The organism is Hymenobacter daecheongensis DSM 21074 (assembly GCF_900141805.1).
GTDB lineage: Bacteria > Bacteroidota > Bacteroidia > Cytophagales > Hymenobacteraceae > Hymenobacter > Hymenobacter daecheongensis.
In genome coordinates, this window is sequence record NZ_FQYN01000003.1 from 109,553 (window position 1) to 135,341 (window position 25,789).

Genomic DNA, 25,789 nt, shown 5'->3' on the forward strand with positions numbered 1-25,789 from the left:
ATGAAAATCACTGCCGCCGTTACCGGAGTGGGCTCCTACGTGCCCGACTACGTGCTGACCAATGCTGAACTGGAAAAGATGGTAGACACCACCGACGAGTGGATTACTACCCGCACCGGCATCAAGGAACGGCGCATTTTGAAGGGCGAAAACCAAGGCACCTCCGTCATGGGTATCAAGGCTGTGCAGTTGCTGCTGGACAAAACCGGCACCAACGCCACTGATATCGACCTGCTGATTTGCGCTACTACAACGCCTGACATGGTATTTCCAGCAACGGCCAACATTATCTCAGCTGGCGTGGGAGCTGCTAACGCCTTCAGCTTTGACATGCAGGCCGCTTGCTCGGGGTTTCTGTTTGCCTTGGCTACCGGGGCCCAGTATATCCAGAGCGGTATGTATCGAAAGGTAATCGTAGTGGGGGCGGATAAGATGTCGTCCATCGTGGACTATACGGACCGCGCCAATTGCATCATTTTCGGCGACGGCGCCGGTTGTGTCTTGCTGGAGCCCAGCACCGACGGCTTAGGCCTTCTTGACCAAGTGCTGCGTACTGATGGTACCGGCGAACAATATCTCTACCAAAAAGCTGGAGGTAGCCGCCGGCCGCCATCAGCGGAAACGGTAGCAAATCGGGAGCACTTCTTATACCAGGAAGGCGCCACGGTGTTCAAATTTGCCGTGACCAACATGGCTAATGTGGCCGCCCAAGTGATGGAACGCAACCACCTCACCAATGACGATGTGGCGTTCCTAGTACCCCACCAAGCCAACAAGCGCATCATCGATGCTACCGCCAACCGCATGGGCGTGGGGCCGGAGAAGGTGATGCTCAACATTCAGCGCTACGGCAACACTACCAACGGCACCATTCCGCTGTGCCTGGCCGACTACGAGCAGCAGCTGCGCAAGGGCGATAATTTGATTCTGGCGGCCTTTGGCGGCGGTTTCACCTGGGGTTCCATCTTCCTTAAGTGGGCCTACGACCCGAAACCTGATCCGCAAACCGTATAATGAACGGGCCAAACGCGGAAAACTCCTATACTTGCATTCCCGACGAGCCGCCCCGCCACCTTCCGGGACGGCTCTTTTCTTTGAATTAAAAATTAAAAATGAAGAATTAAGAATTGGTGCCCTACTAAGCTCCGGCATTCGGGCGCACCAGTCAAGATTTTTAATTTTTAATTCCCAATTTTTAATTCCTCCCTCCCACCACAATGGCCACTACCGCAGACTTTCGCAACGGACTGGTACTTGAGTACAACAATGACCTGTACGTCATTACCGAATTCCAGCACGTAAAGCCGGGCAAGGGTCCGGCCTTCGTCCGCACCAAGCTCCGCAACATCAAAACCGGCAAGGTGCTCGACAACACGTTCAACGCCGGCGTGAAAGTGACCACGGCCCGCGTAGAGCAGCGCCCGCACCAGTTCCTGTACAAGGACGACTACGGTTACACCTTCATGGACAATGCCACTTTCGAGCAGGTTTCCTTGCCCGAAGCCATGGTGCCCTTCGCCGATTTGATGAAGGAAGGCCAGGAAGCCACCATTCTGTTTCACGCCGAAACCGAGCAGCCCCTCACGGCCGAGCTGCCGACTACCGTGGAGCTGATGGTGACCTACACCGAGCCCGGCCTGAAAGGCGACACGGCGACCAACACGCTCAAGCCGGCCACGGTGGAAACCGGTGCCCGGATTCAAGTGCCGCTGTTCATTGATACTGACACCAAAATTCGCGTCAAGACAAGCGACTACTCCTATGTCGAAAGAGTCAAATAAGCAGCCGCAAAAGCCCACCTCCAGCGCCTCTATGAAAGCCAAAGAACTACAGGACCTGATCGACTTCATTGCCAAGTCGGGGTTGAACAAAGTCAACATCGAAACCGAGGAATTTAAAATCTCGGTGCAGCGCGAGCCCAACACGAAAGTGGTGAGCACCAGCTACTCGGCCGCGCCAGCCGCTGCGCAGCCCGCCGCGGCTGCTCCGGCTCCGGCCGCCGCCCCTGCCGCAGCAGCTCCGGCTCCGGCCCCAGCGGCGGCCCCGGCTCCGGCCGCCAGCGCCAGCCACATTGCGCTGAAAGCCCCGATGATTGGCACGTTTTACCGCTCCAGCAGCCCGGATTCGCCCCTATTTGTAAACGTAGGTGATATGGTGGAGAAAGGCCAAGTTATCTGCATCATCGAAGCCATGAAGCTCTTCAACGAGATTGAAGCCGAGTCATCGGGCCGCGTGGTGAAGGTGATGGTGGAAAACGCCACGCCCGTGGAGTACGACCAGCCGCTGTTCCTGATTGAGCCGATGTAATTTTTTGGGGTCTTGGGGTCTTGGGGACTTAGGGTCTTGGTTTTTTGCCAACGCTTAAGTCCGCGAGGCCCTTTCCTTTTTTCGCCAAGACCCCAAGACCCTAAGACCCCAAGATCCCACTCATGTTCAAGAAAATACTGATTGCCAACCGGGGCGAAATTGCGCTGCGCATTATTCGTACCTGCAAGGAAATGGGCATCAAAACGGTAGCTGTGTACTCGACGGCCGACAAGGAAAGCCTGCACGTCCGCTTCGCCGATGAGGCCGTGTGCATCGGGCCGCCGCCGAGCGCGCAGTCGTACCTGAATATCCCGTCGCTGATTGCGGCGGCCGAAATCACCAACGCCGACGCCATCCATCCGGGCTACGGCTTTCTGAGCGAAAACGCGGAATTCTCGCGCGTGTGCCAGGAAAACGGCATCAAGTTCATCGGGGCCACGGCCGAGATGATCAACAAGATGGGCGACAAGGCCTCGGCCAAAGCCACCATGATTGCCGCCGGCGTGCCCTGCATTCCCGGCTCCGTGGGCCTGCTCGACGACTTCCAGCAGGCACTCAAAATCGCGCATAAAGTAAAATATCCGGTTATTCTGAAGGCCACGGCCGGCGGCGGCGGGCGCGGTATGCGCGTAGCCCGCACCGACGAGGAACTGGAAAAAGGCTGGAACGATGCCCGCACCGAAGCTAAAGCCGCCTTTGGCAACGACGGCCTCTACCTGGAGAAATTCGTGGAGGAGCCACGCCACATCGAAATCCAGATTGTGGGCGACCAGTACGGCCGCGCCTGCCACCTCTCGGAGCGCGACTGCTCAATTCAGCGCCGCCACCAGAAGCTGGTGGAAGAGGCTCCGTCGCCATTCATGACCGATGAGTTGCGTGACAAGATGGGCAAGGCTGCCGTGGCCGGCGCCAGCGCCATCAACTACGAGGGCGTGGGCACCATCGAATTCCTGGTGGATAAAAACCGGGATTTCTACTTCATGGAGATGAACACCCGCATTCAGGTGGAGCACCCCGTGACGGAGGAAATCATCAACTACGACCTGATTAAGGAGCAGATTAAGGTAGCAGCAGGCATTCCGATTTCGGGCAACAACTACTACCCCAAGATGCACGCCATGGAGTGCCGCATCAACGCCGAGGACCCGCGCAACGGCTTCCGCCCTTCGCCCGGCAAAATCACGGTGCTGCACATTCCCGGCGGTCACGGGGTGCGCGTAGATACGCACGTATATGCCGGCTACGCCATTCCGCCGAACTACGATTCGATGATTGCCAAGCTCATCACCACGGCCCAGACCCGTGAGGAGTGCATCGTGAAGATGAAGCGGGCTTTGAGCGAGTTCGTGGTAGAAGGCGTGAGAACCACGATTCCCTTCCACCTCAAGCTCATGGACGACGAGAAGTTCAAGGAAGGCGTGTTTACCACGGCTTTCCTGGAGACGTTCGACTTTTCAAGTTTGTAAAAACACGCCTATAATTAGAGCAACAATGCCTCACCAATTCCGGTGGGGCATCGTTGTTTCACTTGATTGACAAATGACTCAGATTATGAAATGGCGCATTCTACTCTTTCTGCTATTCTTTGGCTGGCACAATGCTTTCGCTGACTATGAGTCTATTGTAATTGCTGATCCTATTGACAACGCACAAGTAATTATTTACGGCGAAATAACATTCGTTTAAAGTAAGACTGTAACTATTATTCCTATTTTCATTTTGAAAGGCAAAGCAAATAACAAATGACTAGCAGTATCGATTTTATCTACGGTTTTATCTTTTAAAAATATTTATGACATTCATTACAAGAAATATCAACATGACAACAATAGATAAAATGCTCAATGTTACATCATATGATTCTCTAGTTTCCACCAGAGTACTTGCGTATAATATAGTCATTATTGCTGTTATTAAGAATAATATAAAAAATATTATTTTATCTTTTCTAAGATAAAGAGCCGTAAATGACAGCTCTACCGCAGCAAAAAAATACAAGGCACAGTAGTAATTATATTGTAAATGCCCGCATAGTTTGGATCGAGAAGCAGAGTACTAAATATCATCCCTACTTTATATGGAGCGTGATGGAATTGAAAAAAAATCTTCTTGAACGCCCTACCTCATCAGCCGTTCCCTTGTCAAAGCAGGGGGTGGGTAGTCCAGCGCGGAGTGTTGGCGGTCGAGGTTGAAGTAGGCGTAGTATGTATCGCTAACGAATTTAAGGCAACTTACAATTTTATGTTGCAGAATCAAAAACCATAGCAAGGCTTTATAACCAGAAGTTTATTGCTCACTTCGTCTGCTCAATTTCCGTCACCAATTCCCCATACCATTCTTCGCCATACTTGCGGATCAGTGGCTCCTTGAGAAACTGGTAGATGCGCACCCCCAGGTTGGCCCCAAACGAGCAGGCCGGGTTGCAGATGTTCCAGCGGTCGTAGTTGAGGGCCTCGAAGCCGTCGTACTTGCTGATGCGGATGGGGTACAGGTGGCAGCTGATGGGCTTTTTGAACGTGGTGGCCCCGGCCAGATACGCCTGCTCGATGCCGCACTTCAGAATGCCGCGCTCGTCATAGAGGGCGTAGGCGCACTCCCGGTCGTTGATGGTGGTAGTGCTGTAGTCACCTTCCCAGTCCTTGATGTAGAGACCCTGCGCCTCGATGGCTTGTTGACCGGCTTCGGTGAGGAAGGGTTTGATGTTGGCGTATTCCTGCTCCAGAATCTGCAGCTCGGCTTCTTCGAGGGGCGCGCCCAGGTCGCCTTCCACGCAGCAGGCACCTTTGCAGGCTTCGAGGTTGCAGACGAAGAAATTGTCGCGGATGTCGTCGGAAATGACGGTGTTCTGGATGATAATCATGGCAAAGCGAAGAAGCGAACCGCAAAGATACCGCTCTTTCAGGGCTTATCCGTAGCGCGGGCCGGCTAGTGTTGGCGGGCTAATATCTTGTACAAGTATTTTCAAAAAACAGAAAATACTTGTACAACCATTCCAGCGAGAGTGTACAAGTACCTTCTGCTTTTTGAAAATACTTGTACAAACACTGTGTATTGAGTGATACCTAGTCCCCAGTTTTGGGCAGCCGATGATCAGCTCAGCTTTTTCCGGGCTATGGACCGCCTACGGCCGCTGAAGGCTCGGGAAACCATCCGGGGCGCTTTGATGGTTGCTAACGCAGCTCACCGCAACCAAAGATTTTAGCAGTACCGCTCCCGCGGTTTCCGCTACGGCCCTGAAAGTAGTACCTTTGCCCGCATAGCCGAGGCGCTGATTTACCTGACGAATGGCATTAGATTACCAGAAACTTCTGAACCCCTCCCAGGCCGCGGCCGTGATGCAGATCGAGGGGCCGTGCATGATCATTGCCGGGGCCGGCTCGGGCAAGACGCGCGTGCTCACCTACCGCATTGCCAACCTGCTGGAGCAGGGCATCGACCCGTTCAACATCTTGGCCCTGACCTTTACCAACAAGGCCGCCAAAGAGATGCGCGCCCGCATTGAGAAAGTAGTGGGTCCCGAGGCCAAGAACGTGTGGATGGGCACTTTCCACAGCATCTTCGCCCGCATTTTGCGCTCGGAGGCCGACAAAATCGGCTTCCCCCGCCACTTCACCATCTACGACACCCAGGACTCCAAAACCCTGCTGGGCCAGATCGTGAAGGAGATGGACCTCGACGACAAGCTCTACAAGCCCAACATGGTGCTAGGACGCATTTCGGCGGCCAAGAACAAGCTGATTTCGGTGCAGCAGTATCTGCAGGACCCCGTCATCCGGCAGGACGACGAGGCGGCGCTGCGGCCCAAGATTGGGGCCATCTATCAGCAGTACCAGCAGCGCTGCTTCAAGGCCGGCGCAATGGACTTTGATGATCTGCTCTTCAACACCAACGTGCTGTTCAAGGACCACGTGGATGTGCTGAACAAGTACCAGAACATCTTCAAGTATGTGATGGTGGACGAGTACCAGGACACCAACTACTCGCAGTACCTAATTACGCGCAAGCTGGCCGCCAAGGAGCGCAACATCTGCGTGGTGGGCGACGACGCGCAGAGTATCTATGCCTTCCGTGGGGCCGACATCACCAACATTCTCAACTTCGAGAAGGACTACCCCGAGCTGCAGGTGTTCAAGCTGGAGCAGAACTACCGCTCCACCAAGAACATCGTGAAGGCGGCCAACTCGGTGATTAAGAACAACAAGGCCCAGCTGCGCAAGGACGTTTTCTCCGAGAATGAGGAAGGCACGCTGATTGAAGTTTTGAAAGCCGCTTCCGACAATGAGGAAGGCAAGCTGGTGGCCAACAGCATCTTCGAGGACAAGATGAACCACCATCTGTCCTACGAGAACTTCGCCATCCTGTACCGCACCAACGCCCAGAGCCGGGCCATGGAAGAGGCCCTGCGCAAGCTTAATATCAAGTACAAGATCATTGGCGGCCTGAGCTTTTACCAGCGCAAGGAAATCAAGGATCTGGTGGCCTACCTGCGCCTGACCGTCAACCATAACGACGAGCAGGCTCTGCGCCGGGTGATAAACTACCCCAAGCGCGGCATCGGCGACACCACCATCAGCAAGCTGATTAACACGGCGGAGGAATCGAATCACACGCTTTGGGAGGTGGTGAGCAATGCTAATTCCTTCCTGACGACGCGCATTGCCAATCCGATTGAGACGTTTGCCGAGCAGATCAAGAGCTACGCGGTGCTGGCCGGCAAGGAAGACGCTTTCGAGACGGCCAAGTTCATTGCCAAGAACTCGGGCATGATCGAGGAGCTATTCACCGATAAAAGCATCGAGGGCCTTTCGCGCTACGAAAACATTCAGGAATTGCTCAACGGGGTGAAGGCCTTCACCGAAGACCCCGAGCGCGAAGACAAAAGCCTGGCGGCTTTCCTGCAGGACATTGCCCTGGTCACAGACACCGACCTGAAGGATGCCAAGGACGAGGGCGAATCGGTGACGCTGATGACGATTCACTCGGCCAAGGGCCTGGAGTTTCGCAACGTGTACATCGTGGGCATGGAGGAAAACCTGTTTCCGAGCCAGATGATGATTACGTCGCGGGCCGACCTGGAGGAGGAGCGCCGCCTGTTCTACGTGGCTATCACCCGGGCCGAAAAGAAGCTCACGCTCAGCTACGCCACCTCCCGCTACCAGTGGGGCAACCTGCGCAGCTGCGAGAAAAGCCGCTTTCTGGACGAAATTGACCCGCAGTACGTCGACTTCAAGTTCTCCGCCGGCCCCGGCTCCGGCGACTCGCCCTTCGGCCACGTAGTGGAGCGCCGCAGCAACCTGGTGCCCACCCCGCCGCGTAAGACCGTTGCCACCAAGTACGTGGCCCCGGCCGACTTCAAGCCCAGTGACACGAGCAACTTACAGGTGGGCCAGCGTGTGGAGCACCCTAAGTTCGGCTTCGGCGCGGTGAGCAAGCTCGAAAAGCAGGACGGCTCGGTGAAGGCCATCATTCAGTTTGAGGAAGTCGGCGAGAAGACGTTGTTGCTGAGTTTTGCGAAATTGCGGGTGCTGAGTTAAACCTAACTTGGTAACTTGAACTTCGCCAAGGCTGCTGGCTTGTCCGGCAACCTGTTTTTTTGGAGGCACCCGTACCCTTTGTTTTGCGCCTCCTTCCTGGCGGCTGATGCCTGTGCGTCGCCTTTTCTTGCTTTCCACAGCCGTTCTATAGCACGGCTTCGCCTTTTTCTAATGGCTTTACCCTCCCCTTTCAAACACGAGCTGCTGCTGCGCGAATACGGCCAGAGCACCTACGAGCTGATTCAGCAACTGCGCACCATCGACGACCGCGAGGAGCGCACCAAGCGGGCCCAGCAGATCGTGCAGCTCATCTTTCGCCTGAATGCCAGCCTACGCGACCAGCCCGACTCTCAGCAGAAAGTCTGGAACCACATCTTCGAGATGACTGACGGCGAGCTGGACGTAGATGCGCCTTTCGAGTTGCACAAGCTGGATATTCTGGCCAAAGAGCCCCAGCGCGTAGCCTACCCGACCAAAGCCCCCAAGCTGAAGCCCTACGGTGCCAGCGTGGACACGATGATTGCCAAGGCTCTCACGCTGGAAGACCCCACGGAGTGCGAACAGGCTACCATTGCCATCGGGCGCACCATGAAGTTCCTGTACCGCTCCTACAGCAAGGAAAACGCCAAGGACATCACCATTCTCAAGCACCTGAAGGAGCTTTCCGGCGGCAAGCTGGAGCTGGATCCGGCCAAAGTGGATGCTGAAGGACTGTTTGAGTTCAGCACCGCTCCGGCTCCCGCGGCCCCCAGTGGCGGCCGTGCCGCCTTCGTGGTGCCGCAGCCGCGGGCCGACCGCGCCGAGCGGGGCGACCGTGACCGGGGCGACCGGGAAATGCGCCGCGGCGGCAACAACAATCGGCGCGACAAGCAGCGCCGCGGGGGCAAAAAGAGCCGCCAGGAGCCCCAGCAACCACCCCAGTAATTTTTAGAAATCAGAGGTTAGAAATTAGAACTAGCTCCCCTCCTTTTTTAAGGAGGGAGTGGGGGTGGTTCAATCGTTGTTTTGTTGAACGACCACTAATTTTAGCTTTCTAATACTAGCAAACCACCCCCACCCCTCCTTAAAAGAGGAGAGGAGCTAGTTTTCTAGCTTTACCGTTCCTCCTACTCATGGCCTCATTTGAAGTAATTGGCGGCGCTCCGCTGAAAGGCGAAATTGTGCCGCAAGGCGCTAAAAACGAAGCACTGCAGATTCTCTGCGCCGTGCTGCTGACTGCCGAGCCCGTCACCATCAGCAATATCCCCGACATCCGCGACGTGAACAAGCTCATTGAGCTGCTACGCGACATGGGCGTGAAGGTGGGCAAGCTGGCCTCCGATACTTATGTATTTCAGGCCGACAGCGTCAACCTCGACTACCTGGATACGCCTGAGTTTGTGGCGCAGGCAGGCGCGTTGCGGGGCTCCGTCATGATTCTGGGGCCGATGCTGGGCCGCTTCGGCCGCTGCCAGCTGCCCAAGCCCGGCGGCGACAAAATCGGCCGCCGGCCGATGGACACGCACTTTCTGGGCCTGGAAAAGCTCGGCGGCAAGCTCACCCTCGAAGGCACCGATTTCTACCGCATCAAGGCCGAGAACGGCCTGACCGGCACATACATGATGCTGGATGAGGCCTCCGTGACCGGCACGGCCAACATCCTGATGGCGGCCGCGCTGGCGCAGGGCACTACCACCATCTACAACGCCGCCTGCGAGCCGTATCTGCAGCAGCTCTGCAAGATGCTGGTGCGGATGGGGGCCAAAATCAATGGCATCGGCTCCAACCTGCTCACCATCGAAGGTGTGCGCCAGCTGGGCGGCACCGAGCACCGCATGTTGCCGGATATGATTGAAATCGGTTCCTTCATCGGCCTGGCGGCCATGACGGGCTCCGAAATCACCATCAAGGACTGCCAGATTCCAGAACTGGGCATCATCCCGGATACGTTCCGCAAGCTGGGCATCAAGCTCGAATTCCGCGGCGATGACATTCACATTCCGGCCCAGGACCACTACGAAATTGCGACCTACCTCGACGGCAGCATCCTGACCGTATCGGACCACACCTGGCCCGGCTTCACGCCCGATCTGCTCAGCATCGTGCTGGTAGTGGCCACGCAGGCCAAGGGCACGGTACTCATTCATCAGAAGATGTTCGAGTCGCGCCTGTTTTTTGTCGATAAGCTCATTGATATGGGTGCGCAGGTAATTCTCTGCGACCCGCACCGCGCCACCGTCATCGGCCTCGACCAGCGCCAGAAGCTGCGCGGCATCACCATGAGTTCCCCCGATATCCGCGCCGGCGTGGCCCTGCTCATCGCCGCCCTTTCGGCCGATGGCCGCAGCGTGATTGAGAACGTGGAGCAGATTGACCGCGGCTACCAGTTTATTGACCAGCGCCTGAACGCGCTGGGGGCGAAAATCCGCCGGCTGTAGGGTCGTTGAGCCGGTCATGGCGCGGACAAAGAACATTCCGCGCATCAAGCGGTGTCAATCCGTCCCGGACAATGAGCCAAACTTTGTTAACAGAAAAGCCCTGACGTATTGGATACGTCAGGGCTTTTTGGGTTAACAGAGCTTTCTACATTTCAAAGGACGGATTGCTTCGGCTTACGCCTCGCAATGACAGGCATTTATTTGCTCAGTCAATGACCATATCTACCACGGAGGTCACCAGCGACAGGGCCACACTGAAAATCAGCGCCGAGAGGAAGCCGTCTACCTTGAAGCCGGTCAGGAAATAATCGGCTAGCAGCACGATAACGGCATTGATAACCAGCAGGAACAGGCCCAGCGTGAGCACCGTGATGGGAAAGCCCAGGATCTTGAGAATCGGCTTCAGCACCGCGTTGAGAATAGCCAGCACGATGACCAGCAGAATGGCATCGGAGAAGCCCGCCAGATGAGCGCCCGGCAGGAACTTGGCCAGCACAAAGGTCAGAACGGCGGTGAGCAGTAGTTTGAGAATGAATCCCATGTGGAGAGAGGTTTGTGGGGCGGGTTGGGAGAGAATAAAAAAGAAGTCCGACCCACCGGGTGGCGGGTCGGACAACGATACGCAAAATTCCGGTGCGTGTTGGCGGCAGCCGTTATTCGGCCACAGTAGCTTTGAGGCGGCCCTGCGATACGCCCATCCAGTGCGCCATCTGAAACAGGAGCCGCGCCCCCACAATGGCATTCCACTCAGTGTCGCCGGGGGCTACCTCGTTCAGGTCGCAGCCGATGATGGTGCGGCCCGACTCCACGATGGTCCGAATCAGGTAAAGCGCTTCCTCGAACTCCAGGCCGCCGGGCACGGGCGTGCCGGTGCCGGGGCAGAGCTTGGGGTCCAACCCATCAATATCGAAGCTCAGGTAGACTTTGGGCGGTAGCTGGGCAATAATTTTGCCGCACACCTTCTTCCACGATTTCTTGGCAAACCGCTCATTCGACAGAAACCGATTGTGGAACATCACCACGCGCCCGCCCGACTGCGCTACCAGCTCGGCCTCTTGCTGGCACAGGTCGCGGATGCCGACCTGCACCAGCTTCTTGACTTGCGGCAGCTTTAGCGCGTTGTACATGATGGAAGCGTGCGAAAACTCAAAGCCTTCGTAGGCCGGGCGCAGGTCGCAGTGCGCATCTACCTGCAAAATGCCGAACTCCTCGTGACGCTCGGCCAATGCGTGCATATAGCCCAGCGGGGTGCTATGGTCGCCGCCCAGCACCACCACGCCTTTACCGGCATCGAGGTAAGCGCCGGTTTTGCGCTTCAGCCACTCCAGCAGCGCCTGACAGCGCAGCCCGATTTTGCCGGTAGCCCCGGCAAATTTGGCGGCCTGCTCCGCTGGCTGCCCCGCTTCAAGCCAGGCGATGTAGTCGGCCGCCAAGAGGCGTAACTCCTGGCTTTCCGCCGCAATTTTCTCGTCCGATTCTTCCATGGCCAGGCCCATACGCCAGGCATCGGGCAGGTCGGGGTCATACAGGTCCACCTGCAGCGAAGCGTCGCGGATGGCTTCCGGCCCCGCAGCCGTGCCCGTGCGGTACGATACAGTCACTTCCCACGGCACGGGCACGATGATTACCTGCGCTTCGGCCACGGTGAAGGGCAGGCCATACACGCCCCCGGAAGTGTCGCCGAGGGCATTGGGGTCAAAACTGGCTAATTTTTTCTCTAAGCTGGAAGCCATAGGAGCAAATCTGGAGGAAAGAAAGCGAAGAAGGAACGGGCAAAAATAGAAAACTGTCCCGTGGGGTGGCCGCTGACCTGACGTGCACCAGGGTTGCGCCGCACCCAACAGGACAGCTCAGTATCGGAAAGGGCCGCCTACCGGATCAGGCAGTTTGCTGGCCGCCCAGAAAATCGTAGGTGCGGATGATTTCCAGAATTTTCTCAAATGTGATGCGGTCGAAAAACAGCATCAGGGGCAATTCGACCGAGTTTTCCTTATCGGAAAACTGCGTAATGACGGAGAACACCAGCGGCTGAACCAGGGCTTTGTGCGTCATCAGGCTTTCGAGCGAGGCCGTCAGGTTGCCACGCGGAGCTGTTGGGGGCGCCCCGTAGATCTTGGCTTTCAAGATATTAGCCAACTGCGTGACCAGAGCGCCGGTGATAATATTGCTGATTTCCAGCAGCAGCGACTCCTGCATCTCATCAATCTGCGTCGATTCATCAACCGACATGCGCAAGCACACCCGCGAGAGGCGCTGCACATGCTGGCCGGAGAAGAACATCAGGGTCGTGCCGTTGAAGTCGCCGCGGATGTCTGACTGAATGACGGCGTGCGTACCGGAATATTCATTCACTTTATCCAGCATATTATGACCAGGCATAATATCCAGATTCGGAACTTCGAGCAATACTTTTTCCTGAGCAATGGTCGCGAAAGAATCCGCTGCCCGGGCCAAGCCTATGTTCAGAATTTCGCGGATAATGTCCCGCTCCAGTTCCGTCATGTACAAATCCATAGGAGTCAGTCAGTTGGGTGGGGCCATCTAATATGAGCTGGCCCAAAGTCTTCAATACGTTGGGTTATGGTCTCTTGGCTAGAAACAGGCGGGTCAGGGCCGGCACATCGAGCACCAGGCAAACCTGGCCGCTGCCCAGCAGCGTGACGCCACCAAACAAGTCGATCTGATCCAGCGGCTTACTCATGGGCTTGATGACGATGTCCTGCTGCCGCAGAAAACGGTCGACAATAAGCCCCAGCTTCCGGTTGTTGTAATTTACGATGATGATATCCTGCCGGCCCATCAGGTCGCTCTTGCTGGCGGCTGCCAACAGGCCGTCCTCCGCGCTGTGCAGCAGGTCGTGCAGGTTTATCACCGGAATGTTTTCGTTCAGAATGCGCGCCATCAGCACGCCCCCGACCACATGCATCTCATCCGGCCACAGCGACACCACCGAATCGGTGTGCATGAGCGGAATGGCGTAGCTGCGGCTGGCAAGCTCAAAGAGCAGCGCCCCTTTCACGGCAATGGAGGTGGGCAGTACCAGCGAGAACGTGGTGCCCTGGCCCAGCACCGACTCTACCCGCAGCTGTCCGCCCAGCGAATCGATAGCCAGCTTCACCACGTCGAGACCAACGCCGCGCCCGGAAATATCGGTCACTTCCTTAGCCATTGAAAAGCCGGGCTCAAACAGAAAGGCCCGCACTGCCCCGGCATCGAGGTTGCGGGCGGCTTCGGCTGTCACTAGGCCGCGCTCCACGGCTTTTTTGCGCACGCTTTCCACGTCAATGCCCCGCCCATCGTCGGTCACCTGAATCAGCACGTCGTCGCGCTCGGTTTGGGCCGAGAGGGTAAGATGGCCCTGGGCCGGCTTGCCGGCCTGCCGCCGCACGTCGGGGGTTTCGAGGCCGTGGCCGATGGCATTGCGCACCAGGTGCAGCAGCGCATCAGTAATGATCTGGAGAATGTTGCGGTCAATCTGAATGTCCTGCCCGACGATGACCAGCTCCACATCCTTCCGCTCGGCCACGGCCACATCGCGCACCACGCGCGGAAACTTGTTAAACAGCGAGCCTACGTTCACCAAGCGGGCATCCATCACGCTGTACTGCAGGTCGTCGGTGATGCGGAACAGGTGCGCGGCGGTGCTTTGCAGCGCCGGGTTGCCAATTTCCTGGCTCAGGGTGAGAATCCGGTCCCGGTCGATGATAAGCTCGCCCACCAGGTTGAGCAGGTGGTCGAGCTTTTTTATCTGAATGTAAACCAGATCCGACAGTTCCAGCTTCCGCGTGGCATCCTCATCGGTGGCCGACTGCTCATCATCTTCCAGAATTGGCTCTTCGCCCTGCACCAGCCGCTCCAGATTGGCCAGCAAAACGGACGCATCGGCCGTTTCTTCGCCGTCGCCCACGGCCCGGATCATGCGGCCCAGCGTATCGATACCGCTGAACATCACTGGCACCAACGAGCCCGAAAAGGTGCGCTCCTTGCTGCGGATCAGGCCGAAGATGGTTTCCATGCCGTGCGCCACTTCGCCAATATCGGCGTAGCCCATAGCCCGGCCGTTGGCCTTCAGGTTGTGCATCACCCGAAACAGCTCGTTCAGGGCCTGCTCATCAGTGGGGTCTTTCTCCAGCTCACTGATGTGCCGGCTCATGGCGTCGTAGTATTCCAACGCCTCCGCCATGAAAATCTCGCGGTACTCCTGCTCCCGTGACTTCATCGTGCGACGAATTTAGGAGAAGCGGTAACGGGGCCAACCCAGGCAGGGCGACCGGGCAGCACAACGCGGCTGAGGTATTCCGGCATAGCCGCCAACGGCAAAACGGTGGTAGCATAGCCCGCCTGGATAACGGATTTGGGCATACTGAATACCGCCGCTGAGGCCTCATCCTGCGCCACTACCACGCCGCCGGCCTGCCAGATGCTCTGGGCTCCCAGCGTGCCATCGGTGCCCAAACCGGTCAGGATAACTCCCGTAGTGGCCCGGCCGAATGCCCGCACCGCCGAGCGCATCAGCAGGTCGATGGAAGGCTCATCGGGCGTGGGGCTGGCCTCAAGCGCCACATCGGTCTGCCAGGTAAGCCACGCCCCGCGGGTTACGGGTCGAATAACCGTGTTTTGCCCGCCCGGAGCCACGATAATCGTTCCGGCCTCCAGCGTAGTGCCGGGCCAGCCGGCCACCACGGGCAGCCCGGACACCTTCCGCAGCCGCTCCACAAACGAATTGGTGAAGTGCGCCGGCAGGTGCACCGCCACAATAATGGTCGTATTCGGGCTGGGCCGCCACGAGCGCAACAGGCTTTCGACGGCCGTAGTGCCGCCCGTAGAGCCACCGAGCACCACTACACGGCTGGGCGGCATAGGGAGCGTAGGCGTGCGGGCCACCGTAGGAGCCACTACGGGCAAGCGCACTGAGCGAATTTTGCGCAGCAGCTCATTCCGGTACTGATTGAACCCAGGGTGCTCGTGGCTCAGCAAGGGCCGGATGTAGTCGAAAACACCCCAGCGGGCAGCTTCGCGCAGCATACCGGCCAGGGGCGCGGCGCTGCTGTAGAGCAGTACGGGCACCGGCTGCTGCCGGGCCAGCCGCTCCAGGCCCAACAACTGGTTTTCAGCGGCTATCACCAGCCCGGGCCGCAAGCGACGGGCTTGGGCTACCAACTCGTCGGGACCAGCGGCCGAGCCCACCACCCGCAGATCGGGCTCGGCGTGCAGCAGCTTAGTCAGCTGCATGCGCACCAGAGTGGGCAAGTCGCCGAGCAGTAGGGTGAATGGGGCAGAAAAATCGTACACTGAATGGGGAAAACGCACTGAAATCAGAGTGGCTGCCCGGCGCGGAACCCGCAGGCCCGGCCGGAGCTACACAGGCAATCGGTTAGTCTTCGGTGGAGCCGGAATCGGCAACCTGCAGGGCACTGCCCACGATTTCGAGGACTTTCTCTTCCGAAAACGGCTTTACGATGTAGGCCGTGGCCCCGCTTTCCAGCGCCTCGTTCACGATGATTTCCTGTCCGACGGCGCTGCACATCACTACTTTCACATCGGGCTGCTCCTGCCGGATGCCTTTAAGCACATCTAGGCCGGTATTATCGGGCAGAATTACGTCCAGCGTAATAAGATCGGGCTTGGTAGCGGCCGCCATTTCCAGCGCCTGCTGGCCGTTAGCGGCCTCACCTACTACTTCGTAGCCAGCATCGGTCAGCATATTCTTAAGCATCGTGCGCATGTAAAACGAGTCGTCGACGATGAGAATGCGGTTTTTCATAGGGGTTGGATCAGAAGGAAGAAAAGAGGAAAAGAGGTTGGCAGCGCAAAGTCGGGCCTATGTACGGGCTCTGGCAGACGAAGATTCTGATTTCGGCTGCAGCTGCATGATTTCCTCCGGGGTGAGCAGTTTGAGCATATCCAGCACGATGATGATACGCTCATCTACTTTGGCAATGCCCTCGATGTATTTGTCGTGAATATTGATGTCCTGAATGAATTCCGGCGCTTTTTCAATGATAGACATCGGAATGGACAGCGGCTGCGGCACCTCGCGCACCACAATGCCAATGGTATAGTCTTTGGCCTCCACGGCCAGCGTGTAAGTAAGGCCCACGAGCGGCTGGCTGGCCGAGCGCAGCTTGAAGCGCTCCTCCAGGTCGATGATGGCAATGATGTCGCCGCGCAGATTGGCAATGCCTTTCACGAACGCCGGCGTTTTAGGCATCCGGGCAATTTCCGGGGTCACGGTCACTTCCTTCACCTGCTCGATGCGGATACCATATTCCTCATCGCCAAGCCGAAACACGATCAGCTGAATCAGCTTATCCTGCTTGACTACCTTTTTTTCGCCGGTCGATTCTGTTTCCGCCATGCCCAAAGTTGTTGTGAAAGCAGGCTCGCGGCCCGAGGCCCCGAACCTGCTCACAAAGAGTTATCGGATGAATTACTTGGCTTTGCTTTTGGCCCGGCTCTTGGGCGCCTCCTTGCCATTAGCGCTTGCCGGCGTCTCAGCCGACTTCAGTTCGGCCCGCCGACGAGTGGTCTGCCGCTCCTTGGCCACCAGGTTGGCGCTGCCAGGCTGAGCCGGGGCAGCTGCCTCGGTAGTCGCCGAAGCCGTCGCCGTGCGCCGGCTGGCAGCCTTCACCGGAGCCTTAGCAGTTGTCGGGCGCTTGCTGGCGCTGCCACGGTTAGTTGAGGCCGGGGCGGCCGTGGCTAAGCCGGCCCGCCGGGGGCTGCGCTCAGCGGCCGGAGCGGCCGCGCGTGGGCTCGCCATTCGGCGCAGGCTGCCCCGACGCTCCGGCTCGGGCTCGGGCTCCGGCATCATGTCTTCCACCAGCTGGAAGGCCGACAGCCCCACCTGCAGGTCATCGGCAATGTCGGTCAGGTTCTGGCTGGAAGTGGTCAGCTCCTGCATGGAGGTAGAAAGCTGCTTGGCAGTGCTGGCCACTTGCTGGGTGCCGCTGGCCGTTTGCTCGGCAATGGCTACCACTTCTTCCACGTACTTTACTACGTCGCCAATCGAGGTTTTCTGTACCTCGGTAGCCGTGAGAATGTCGCGGGAGGTGCGCAGGGTTTCACCGGTACTGGTCGAAATGTTTTTAAAGGCGCTGGAGGCTTCGAACGTGGCGTTCTTGCCTTTCAGTACCCGGCCTTCCATGGTCGAAATAGCGGTAGCAGCCGAGGTGGTATCTTTCTTAACATCCTCTACCAGCGTGGCAATTTCGGAGGCCGACTTGCGGGAGCCTTCGGCCAGCTTGCGAATTTCTTCGGCTACTACGGCGAAGCCACGGCCGGCTTCCCCGGCGCGGGCTGCTTCGATGGCGGCATTCAGGGCCAGCAGGTTGGTCTGGGAGGCAATGTCGGTAATCACGCCCAGCGACTTGCTGATTTCCTGCGAGCGGGTGCTCAGTACTTCGATGGTGCGCGAGGTCTGGGTGGCCGCGTTGGAGATTTCCTCCATGTTTTTCACCACTTCCGCCACCGTTTTCAGACCGAGCTGCGAGGTTTGCTCACCCAGGATAGCCGCTTTGTTCACCACGTCGGCCTTGCCGGCCGTTTCCTTGGTGGCCTGCATGATTTCCTCGATCAGCTTGAAGGCCTGGTCCGTCTTCAAAGCCTGGTTCTGAGCGCCTTCAGCCATCTGCTGCATAGCCAGGGCCACGTCGACCGTCACCCGGCTCATTTCCTGGCCCTTCGCGGCCATTTCCTCCGACGACTCCCCTACAATCTGCGACGACTCGTTGATTTCGCCGAGCAGCTCGTTGAGGTTGTCCACGGCGATGTTCAGGGCGTTGGACATGGCCAGAATGTCGCCGGCGGTCTGGATTTCCACTTTCTGCGTCAGGTCGCCTTCCGCAATAGCACGTACCACGCGCGATACTTCGAGTACCGGCGAGGCAATGGATTCGATCAGGTCGTTGAGCGTATCCACAATTTCCTTCCACGAGCCCGATACTCCGCCTACTGTGGCGCGCTCGGTCAGCTTGCCCTCTACCCCAGCCACCTTCGCTACCCGGCTTACTTCCAGGGCGAGGCGGTTCAGGTCATCCACCATGCGGTTGATGGTGTCGGCCAGCTCGGCTACTTCGCCTTTGGCTTCCAGCTTGAGCTTCTGGGTCAGGTCACCTTTCGATACGCCGGTTACTACTTTCACAATGCCCCGTACCTGCGTGGTGAGGTTGGCGGCCATCGTGTTTACGTTGTCGGTCAGGTCTTTCCACACGCCCGATACGTTGGGCACGTTGGCCTGGCCGCCGAGGCGACCTTCAGTTCCTACTTCCTGCGCCACGCGCGTTACCTCGCCGGCGAAGATGTTCAGCGAGTCCACCATCCGGTTGATGTTGTCCTTCAGGTCGAGCAGCTCGCCTTTTACATCTACCGAAACCTTCTGGCTTAGGTCGCCGCGGGCTACGGCGGTGGTTACGTTGGCAATGTCCCGCACCTGCGAGGTGAGCGAGGCAGCCATGAAGTTTACGTTGTCGGTGAGGTCTTTCCAGGTGCCGCGCACATTGGGCACCACGGCCTGACCGCCGAGCTTCCCTTCGGTGCCCACTTCGCGGGCTACCCGGGTAACTTCGTCGCCGAACGTGTTCAGCGAGTCCACCATCTGGTTCAGGTTTTCCTTGAGCTGGAGCAGCTCCCCGCGCACGTTCACCGTTACCTTCTGGCTCAGGTCACCTCTTGCTACGGCCGTTGCCACATTGGCAATGTCTCGTACCTGCGAGGTCAGGTTCGAGGCCATCGTATTTACGTTGTCGGTCAGGTCCTTCCACGTTCCTGATACGCTCGGCACGTTGGCCTGGCCGCCCAGGATACCCTCGGTGCCCACTTCGCGGGCCACGCGGGTTACTTCGCCGGCGAAGATATTGAGCGAGTCCACCATCTGATTCAGGATGTTCTTCAGGTCGAGAATCTCGCCGTTCACACTCACCGTCATCTTCTGGGTCAGGTCACCTTTTGCTACCGCGGTAGCTACGTTGGCAATGTCGCGCACCTGAAGCGTCAGGTTCGAAGCCATCGTGTTAACGTTGTCCGTCAGCTCCTTCCAGGTTCCGCCAACGCGCGGCACGTTGGCCTGCCCGCCGAGTTTACCTTCCGTACCTACTTCGCGGGCCACGCGGGTTACCTCATCACCGAAGATGTTGAGGGAGTCCACCATCTGATTCAGGATGTTCTTCAGCTCCAGAATCTCACCCTTCACGTTCACCGTCATCTTCTGGCTCAGGTCGCCGCGGGCAACGGCGGTAGCCACGTTGGCAATGTCCCGTACCTGAGAGGTCAGGTTCGAGGCCATGTAGTTTACGTTGTCGGTCAGCTCTTTCCATACGCCGGCCACGTTCGGCACGCTGGCCTGGCCGCCGAGCTTGCCCTCGGTGCCTACTTCCTGCGCCACGCGCGTTACCTCGCCCGCGAACAGGTTCAGCGAGTCCACCATCTGGTTCAGGTTCTGCTTGAGTTGCAGCAGCTCCCCTTTTACATCAACGGTGATTTTCTGGCTCAAGTCGCCGCGGGCTACGGCGGTAGCCACGTTGGCAATATCCCGCACCTGAAGTGTCAGGTTCGAGGCCATGTAGTTTACGTTGTCGGTCAGCTCTTTCCACACGCCGGCCACGTTCGGTACGCTGGCCTGGCCGCCGAGGCGGCCTTCGGTGCCTACTTCCTGGGCCACCCGCGTTACTTCCCCCGCGAACAGGTTCAGCGAGTCCACCATCTGGTTTAGATTCTGCTTCAGCAGAAGCAGTTCGCCCTTCACATCGACGGTAATCTTCTGCGACAGGTCGCCTTTAGCAACCGCCGTGGCTACGTTGGCAATATCCCGTACCTGCGAGGTCAGGTTCGAGGCCATGTAGTTTACGTTGTCGGTCAACTCTTTCCATACGCCGGCCACGTTCGGCACGCTGGCCTGGCCGCCGAGCTTGCCCTCGGTGCCTACTTCCTGCGCCACGCGCGTTACCTCGCCCGCGAACAGGTTCAGCGAGTCCACCATCTGGTTCAGGTTCTGCTTGAGTTGCAGCAGCTCCCCTTTCACGTCAACGGTTACTTTCTGGCTCAGGTCGCCTTTGGCTACGGCGGTAGCTACGTTGGCAATGTCCCGTACCTGCGAGGTCAGGTTCAGAGCCATGGTGTTCACGTTGTCGGTGAGCTGCTTCCACACGCCGCCCACGTTTGGTACGCTGGCCTGGCCGCCGAGCTTACCCTCAGTGCCTACTTCCTGCGCCACGCGCGTTACTTCGCCCGCAAACAGGTTCAGGTTGTCAATCGTCTTGTTGATGGTTTCGGCCATCACCTTGAAGTCGCCCGATACCGGAATCTGGAAGGTTTCGTCCAGGTTTCCTTTCGAGATGTTCTTCAGTACTTTGCCTACTTCCAATACCGGCACGGCGATGCTGTCTACCAGGCCGTTGATATTGTTAATCATGTCGCGCCAGAAGCCCGAGGCGTTTTCGGCCGAGGCCCGCGCTTTCAGGTTCCCTTCTACCCCGGCCACCTTCGAAATGCGCGACACCTCGCCGCCCACGCCGCCGATCATCTCTACCATCGAGTTGTAGGCTTCGGCGATTTCGGCGAAAATGTCGTCGTTCTGCTTGGTCAGGCGCACACTCACGTCGCCCTTCTTGAAGGCGTCGAGGGCGTAGAGCACCCGGTTGAGCTGGTCGTTGATGTAGTCGGCTTCTTGGCTGTCTTCCGAGCCGCGGCCACTCCCCCGCTTCCGGGTGATGTCGGAGCTGGTGCGGGCTCCGGTGGGCCGGAGCATCGTGCCTTTGTCGGGGGCAGGGGCCGACATAAGCGGGGTCGTTTTCTCGGGAGCGTCGGTATCCGGAGGGGTAATATTCTTGGTAATCTTACCTGAAGCCATACAAAGGGATGGGTTGCGAAGCCTGGGAAAGGAAGGCAATGCTGTAAACCAGAAACCGCCACCAAGCGGTTGCCAGACTTACAAAGGTAGCAAATACGGCCTTTTCCCACGCATGAGTTTTCAAATTGAAAAATACTTTCTAAAGTGTCATTTGCTGAACCACTTGCGGAAGTTCCGGCGTTAGCCAATCCGCACCTAGTAGCGCTACCGGGGGCGCTGCGGCCGGGCTAATTGTGAATGGCGGCGCGGTTGCGCCGGATTATTGCAGCATCTTTGCGGCAAAATTCAACTTTTGCTTTGCTTCGGGCGTTTCTACCCCTAACCCACCCAGCTTCCCGCTCTCCAATACCTTAATATGGTCAAAAATCTAGTCATCGTCGAGTCTCCGGCCAAAGCCAAAACCATCGAGGGGTATTTGGGCAAGGACTTCATCGTGAAGTCCAGCTTCGGCCACGTTCGTGATTTGCCGAAGGACAATAATGCCATCGACATTGCCAATGGCTTTAAGCCCACCTACGTGGTGTCGCCGGACAAGCGCGAGGTTATTGCGCAGCTCAAAAAGCTGGCAAAGGAAGCCGAGGTAGTCTGGCTGGCGAGTGACGATGACCGCGAGGGCGAGGCCATTTCGTGGCACCTGGCCGAAACGCTGAACCTGAACAGCGCCAAAACCCGGCGCATCGTGTTCCGCGAAATCACCAAGAATGCCATTCTCAATGCCATCGACAATCCGCGTGAAATTGACCTGAACCTGGTAAATGCCCAGCAGGCCCGTCGCGTGCTCGACCGGCTGGTAGGCTTCGAGCTGAGCCCGGTGCTGTGGAAAAAAGTGAAAACCGGCCTGAGCGCCGGCCGTGTGCAGAGCGTGGCGGTGCGCTTTGTAGTGGAGCGGGAGCGGGAAATCAACCAGCACAAATCGTCTTCCGCTTACCGCATTACGGCCCGCTTCGATGCCGGCCGCGGCGCGACGCTGGAGGCCGAGCTGCCCACGCGCTTTAAGACTCAGGCTGAGGCCCGCGAGTTTCTGGAGCGTTGCGTGGGGGCTTCCTATAAGATTGAGAGCTTGGAAAAAAAGCCGGGCAAGCGCAGCCCCGCGCCGCCCTTCACTACGTCTACGCTGCAGCAGGAGGCCTCGCGCAAGCTGGGCTTCTCGGTGGCCCAGACCATGAGCGTGGCCCAGAAGCTGTATGAAGCCGGTAAGATCAGCTACATGCGGACGGACTCGGTGAACTTGAGCCAGGATGCGCTGGCGGCGGCCAAGGCCGAAATCAGCAGCGCCTACGGCCCCGAATACGCGCATACACGGCACTTCAAAACCAAATCGGCCTCGGCCCAGGAGGCGCACGAAGCCATCCGGCCCACGGATTTTGCCCTGCTCAAAGCCGGCTCCGATTCGCAGGAGCAGCGCCTCTACGACCTGATCCGGAAGCGGGCCATGGCCTCGCAGATGGCCGACGCGACGGTGGAGCGCACGGTAGCTACCATCGGCATCAGTACCCAGCCTGGCACGCCGCTCACGGCTTCGGGCGAAGTCATTACGTTTGAGGGCTTTCTGAAAGCCTACAGCGAGTCGAAGGACGAGGAAACGCTGGATGAGGATGCCAGCACGGAGTCGTCGTTTTCGCGGGGGCTGCCGCCGTTGAGCGTGCAGCAGGAGCTACCGCTGCAGAGCCTGAAAGCTACGGAGCGCTACGCCTCGCCGGCGGCCCGCTACACGGAAGCTTCATTGGTGAAGAAGCTGGAGGAAATGGGCATCGGCCGGCCTTCGACCTACGCGCCGACCATCAGCACCATTCAGAAGCGCGGCTACGTGGAAAAAGACACCCGCGAAGGCAAGGAGCGCAAGTTTCATGTGCTCACGCTGGAAGGCAGCGAGGTGAAAACGGAGGCCAAAACCGAAACCTATGGGGCCGACAAAGCCAAGCTTTTTCCCACTGATACGGCCATGGTGGTGAACGACTTCCTGGTGGAGCACTTCCCCATCATCATTGATTATCAGTTCACGGCCAAGGTAGAAGGCGAGTTTGACCTGATTGCCAACGGCCAGGAGCAGTGGGGCAAGATGCTGGGCGACTTTTACGGCGCGTTTCACGAAACCATTGAGCGGGGCCAGGACATTGAGCGCAGCACGCTGGGCAGTACCCGCGAAATCGGGCTGCACCCCGAAACCGGCCAGAAGCTGACGGCCCGGCTGGGCCGCTACGGCCCTTACGTGCAGATTGAGCCCAAAGAAGGCGCGCCGGAAGACGAAAAGGCTGTGTACGCCAGCCTGCGCAAAGGCCAGTTTATTGAGAACATCACGCTGGAAGAGGCGCTGGATCTGTTTAAGCTGCCGCGCATTGTGGGCGAGTTCGAGGACAAGTCGATGACGGCCGCACTGGGCCGGTTCGGACCTTATATCCGCCACGACAGCAAGTTTTACTCCCTCACCAAGGAGCAGGACCCGCACACCATCACGGCCGATGAGGCGGTAGCGCTGATTGAAACCAAGCGCAAAACCGACGCGGAGCGCCTGATTAAAAGCTTCCCCGAGCGTGAGGACATCCAGGTGCTGAACGGACGGTTCGGCCCCTATATCGTGGCCGGCAAGAAGAACGTGAAGATTCCGAAGGGCCAAGAGCCCGCCGACCTCACGCTGGAGCGTTGCATTGAGCTGGCCGACGCCACCCCGGACAAGCCCGCCAAAGGCGGCCGCTTCGCCAAGAAAGCTGCTCCGGCCGCTGAGGATGCCGCTGATAAGCCCGCCAAGAAAAAGCCAGCTGCCAAGAAGCCCGCGGCAAAAAAGCCGGCGGCTAAGAAGGCGGCCGGCACCACGGCGAAAAAGGCCACGGCGAAGGCTAAGTAGCGCTATCCTCCTGCCTGATGATAGAAAAGGCTCCGATTCGAGAATCGGAGCCTTTTTTTGTTGCTTCGGCGGAGGCCGGAAGCTGCCCGGAAAATATACCGCTTCGGGCCACGTTAATAGCGCATGTCCTTGCTCAGCACGCTTCCTCTTTACTCCTTCGCTACCGCTCTCCTGCTGCTTGGCAGCTCTGCTGGCTTGGAGCAAGTTGCGCCGTCTGCCCCGATTCGGAGCAAAATTGCCGCGCCAATCTTGCAAGCTGGGCCGCGCTACGCCTGGCTGCCAGCTGGTTTTTACGATGTCCGGCGCAGCCTCGTGGCACGCTTTGCGCCACCAGCTGGTTGCCGGCGCGTAGCCGTCGGGCAAGGTTCTTTCGGAGAGTGGCTTCGGGGCCTGCCCCTGCTGCCAGCGGGCACGGCCGTTCATCTATATGATGGCACGCTGAAAACCCCGCAGACCGTGCACGCCGCCGTGCTCAATATTGACGTGGGCCGCCGGGATTTGCAGCAATGCGCCGATGCCGTTATTCGCCTGCGGGCCGAGTATCAATTCAGCCAGCAGCCGAGTCAGGTTCATTTCCAGCTGACCAGCGGCGACGATATCCGCTTTGCCGACTGGATCGGCGGCCGGGGCTTTCGGGTGGAAGGCGGAACCGTGCAACCGGCAGCCCGGCCGGTGGAGGAGCCCACCCACGCGGCCTTCCGGCGCTACCTCGACCAGATTTTTACCTACGCCGGCACCAAATCACTGGCCCGCGAAACTGTGCCCGTGCCCCTGCCGCAAGTGCAGCCCGGCGACGTGCTGGTGCATGGCGGAGCCCCTGGTCATGCCGTTATCGTACTGGATCTGGCGGAATACCCCACCAGCGGGCGCAAGTATGTGCTGCTGGCGCAGAGCTACATGCCGGCTCAGCAGATTCATGTGCTACGCAACACGATGATGCCGGCCCTGGGTGCGTGGTTTGCCGTGGATCCGCAACTATCAGAGTTTGATACCCCAGAGTGGACTTTCAGCCGCAACGAATTGCAGCGCTTCTGAAACTCCGCCGCGCCACCTGCGCTCTGCGACCTCTGCGCCTTCCTCTGCGTACCTCTGCGGGAACCGTCGTTGTTAAACACGAACCGTCATCGTTAAAATAAGCACGCATGAAAAAGAAAATCGTGGCGCTGACCGGCGCCGGCATCAGCGCCGAAAGCGGCTTGGCTACTTTCCGTGGCTCCGATGGGCTGTGGGAAGGACACCGCGTGGAAGACGTAGCCTCGCCCGAGGGCTGGGCCCGCAACCCGGCCCTGGTGCTCGACTTCTACAACCAGCGCCGCGCTGCCGCCCGGGTCGCGCAGCCCAACGCCGGGCACCGCGCGCTGGCCGCGCTGGAGCAGGATTTTGAGGTCGTCATTATCACCCAGAACGTGGATGATCTGCACGAGCGGGCCGGCTCCGGCCGCGTGATGCACCTGCACGGCAAGCTGTTTGAGGCGCGCAGCACCCGCCACGAGGAGTTGGTGTACCCGATGACCGGCGACACGATTTATCTGGGTGATCTGTGCGAAAAAGGCGCGCAGCTGCGGCCCAACATCGTTTGGTTTGGCGAGCAGGTGCCGCTGATGGAGCTGGCGATGGACGAAGCTGCCACAGCCGATATATTTCTGGTAGTGGGCACCTCGCTGCAGGTGTATCCGGCGGCGGGACTGGTGCATTATGCCCCCACCGGCTGCCCCGTCTACGTCATCGACCCCAACCAGCCACCGCTGACGGCCCGGCGTAACCTGCACTTCGTTACGGAGCCGGCTTCGGTAGGCGTGCCGCTGGTGGCGGCGGAGCTGCGCCGGCAGGCGGGATAAGCATCAGG

19 protein-coding genes are annotated in these 25,789 nt (G+C 58.5%); 10 read left to right on the forward strand and 9 right to left on the reverse strand.

Annotation, left to right across the window (positions count from 1 at the left end):
• The 4 genes from BUB62_RS06200 to accC all read left to right on the forward strand — a co-directional run bounded on the left by BUB62_RS06200 (position 1) and on the right by accC (position 3,773).
• Positions 1–1,014 (forward strand): beta-ketoacyl-ACP synthase III, encoded by a 1,014-nt coding sequence (locus BUB62_RS06200; protein ID WP_073107592.1) that lies wholly within the window; start codon positions 1–3, stop codon positions 1,012–1,014.
• Between the two features lie 203 nt (positions 1,015–1,217).
• Positions 1,218–1,781: an elongation factor P gene (efp, locus tag BUB62_RS06205; RefSeq protein ID WP_073107595.1), complete on the forward strand. Its 564-nt coding sequence runs from the start codon at positions 1,218–1,220 to the stop codon at positions 1,779–1,781.
• Between the two features lie 31 nt (positions 1,782–1,812).
• Positions 1,813–2,307: an acetyl-CoA carboxylase biotin carboxyl carrier protein gene (gene accB, locus BUB62_RS06210; protein WP_073108504.1), complete on the forward strand. Its 495-nt coding sequence runs from the start codon at positions 1,813–1,815 to the stop codon at positions 2,305–2,307.
• 122 nt (positions 2,308–2,429) lie between these two features.
• Complete coding sequence (gene accC / locus BUB62_RS06215; protein WP_073107598.1) at positions 2,430–3,773, forward strand: acetyl-CoA carboxylase biotin carboxylase subunit; 1,344 nt, start codon at positions 2,430–2,432, stop codon at positions 3,771–3,773.
• A gap of 827 nt (positions 3,774–4,600) precedes the next feature.
• Here accC and BUB62_RS06220 read toward each other — a convergent pair.
• The gene (locus BUB62_RS06220; RefSeq protein ID WP_073107601.1) at positions 4,601–5,167 is read right to left on the reverse strand and encodes a DUF3109 family protein; all 567 of its coding nucleotides are present in this window, start codon (positions 5,165–5,167) and stop codon (positions 4,601–4,603) included.
• Positions 5,168–5,591: 424 nt separating this feature from the next.
• On the opposite strand from BUB62_RS06220, the gene BUB62_RS06225 reads away from it, so the two are divergent.
• The 3 genes from BUB62_RS06225 (at position 5,592) to murA (ending at position 10,258) form a co-directional block, all read left to right on the forward strand.
• Positions 5,592–7,841: an ATP-dependent helicase gene (locus BUB62_RS06225; protein ID WP_073107604.1), complete on the forward strand. Its 2,250-nt coding sequence runs from the start codon at positions 5,592–5,594 to the stop codon at positions 7,839–7,841.
• Between the two features lie 171 nt (positions 7,842–8,012).
• Positions 8,013–8,765 (forward strand): DUF4290 domain-containing protein, encoded by a 753-nt coding sequence (locus BUB62_RS06230; protein WP_073107607.1) that lies wholly within the window; start codon positions 8,013–8,015, stop codon positions 8,763–8,765.
• A 188-nt stretch (positions 8,766–8,953) separates the two neighbouring features.
• Entirely contained in the window at positions 8,954–10,258 is a 1,305-nt protein-coding gene (gene murA, locus BUB62_RS06235; protein WP_073107609.1) for a UDP-N-acetylglucosamine 1-carboxyvinyltransferase, read from the forward strand.
• Between the two features lie 205 nt (positions 10,259–10,463).
• On the opposite strand, the gene BUB62_RS06240 is transcribed toward murA, so the two are convergent.
• The 8 genes from BUB62_RS06240 to BUB62_RS06275 all read right to left on the reverse strand — a co-directional run bounded on the left by BUB62_RS06240 (position 10,464) and on the right by BUB62_RS06275 (position 21,101).
• Positions 10,464–10,799: a phage holin family protein gene (locus BUB62_RS06240; RefSeq protein WP_073107612.1), complete on the reverse strand. Its 336-nt coding sequence runs from the start codon at positions 10,797–10,799 to the stop codon at positions 10,464–10,466.
• Between the two features lie 112 nt (positions 10,800–10,911).
• Positions 10,912–11,991, reverse strand: a complete 1,080-nt coding sequence (locus BUB62_RS06245) for an agmatinase family protein (protein WP_073107614.1) — start codon at positions 11,989–11,991, stop codon at positions 10,912–10,914.
• Between the two features lie 145 nt (positions 11,992–12,136).
• Positions 12,137–12,772, reverse strand: coding sequence for a chemotaxis protein CheC (locus BUB62_RS06250; protein ID WP_234988641.1), 636 nt, complete (start codon positions 12,770–12,772; stop codon positions 12,137–12,139).
• A 64-nt stretch (positions 12,773–12,836) separates the two neighbouring features.
• Positions 12,837–14,477: a chemotaxis protein CheA gene (locus BUB62_RS06255; protein WP_073107619.1), complete on the reverse strand. Its 1,641-nt coding sequence runs from the start codon at positions 14,475–14,477 to the stop codon at positions 12,837–12,839.
• Complete coding sequence (locus tag BUB62_RS06260; RefSeq protein ID WP_073107622.1) at positions 14,474–15,550, reverse strand: chemotaxis protein CheB; 1,077 nt, start codon at positions 15,548–15,550, stop codon at positions 14,474–14,476. Before BUB62_RS06260 ends, BUB62_RS06255 begins: the two co-directional genes overlap by 4 nt.
• A gap of 82 nt (positions 15,551–15,632) precedes the next feature.
• Positions 15,633–16,022 carry a response regulator gene (locus BUB62_RS06265; RefSeq protein ID WP_073107625.1) on the reverse strand — a complete coding sequence of 130 codons (390 nt, stop codon included), beginning with the start codon at positions 16,020–16,022 and terminating at the stop codon, positions 15,633–15,635.
• A gap of 57 nt (positions 16,023–16,079) precedes the next feature.
• Positions 16,080–16,616 carry a chemotaxis protein CheW gene (locus BUB62_RS06270; protein WP_073107628.1) on the reverse strand — a complete coding sequence of 179 codons (537 nt, stop codon included), beginning with the start codon at positions 16,614–16,616 and terminating at the stop codon, positions 16,080–16,082.
• A 72-nt stretch (positions 16,617–16,688) separates the two neighbouring features.
• Positions 16,689–21,101 carry a HAMP domain-containing protein gene (locus tag BUB62_RS06275; protein ID WP_143164053.1) on the reverse strand — a complete coding sequence of 1,471 codons (4,413 nt, stop codon included), beginning with the start codon at positions 21,099–21,101 and terminating at the stop codon, positions 16,689–16,691.
• Between the two features lie 355 nt (positions 21,102–21,456).
• Here BUB62_RS06275 and topA point away from each other — a divergent pair, with 355 nt between their 5' ends.
• The 3 genes from topA to BUB62_RS06290 all read left to right on the forward strand — a co-directional run bounded on the left by topA (position 21,457) and on the right by BUB62_RS06290 (position 25,781).
• On the forward strand, positions 21,457–23,943 hold the full coding sequence (topA, locus tag BUB62_RS06280; RefSeq protein WP_073107631.1) for a type I DNA topoisomerase: 2,487 nt from the start codon (positions 21,457–21,459) through the stop codon (positions 23,941–23,943).
• A gap of 312 nt (positions 23,944–24,255) precedes the next feature.
• The gene (locus BUB62_RS06285; RefSeq protein ID WP_159437413.1) at positions 24,256–24,978 is read left to right on the forward strand and encodes a DUF4846 domain-containing protein; all 723 of its coding nucleotides are present in this window, start codon (positions 24,256–24,258) and stop codon (positions 24,976–24,978) included.
• A gap of 107 nt (positions 24,979–25,085) precedes the next feature.
• Positions 25,086–25,781 (forward strand): SIR2 family NAD-dependent protein deacylase, encoded by a 696-nt coding sequence (locus BUB62_RS06290; RefSeq protein WP_073107634.1) that lies wholly within the window; start codon positions 25,086–25,088, stop codon positions 25,779–25,781.
• Positions 25,782–25,789 lie beyond the last annotated feature (8 nt).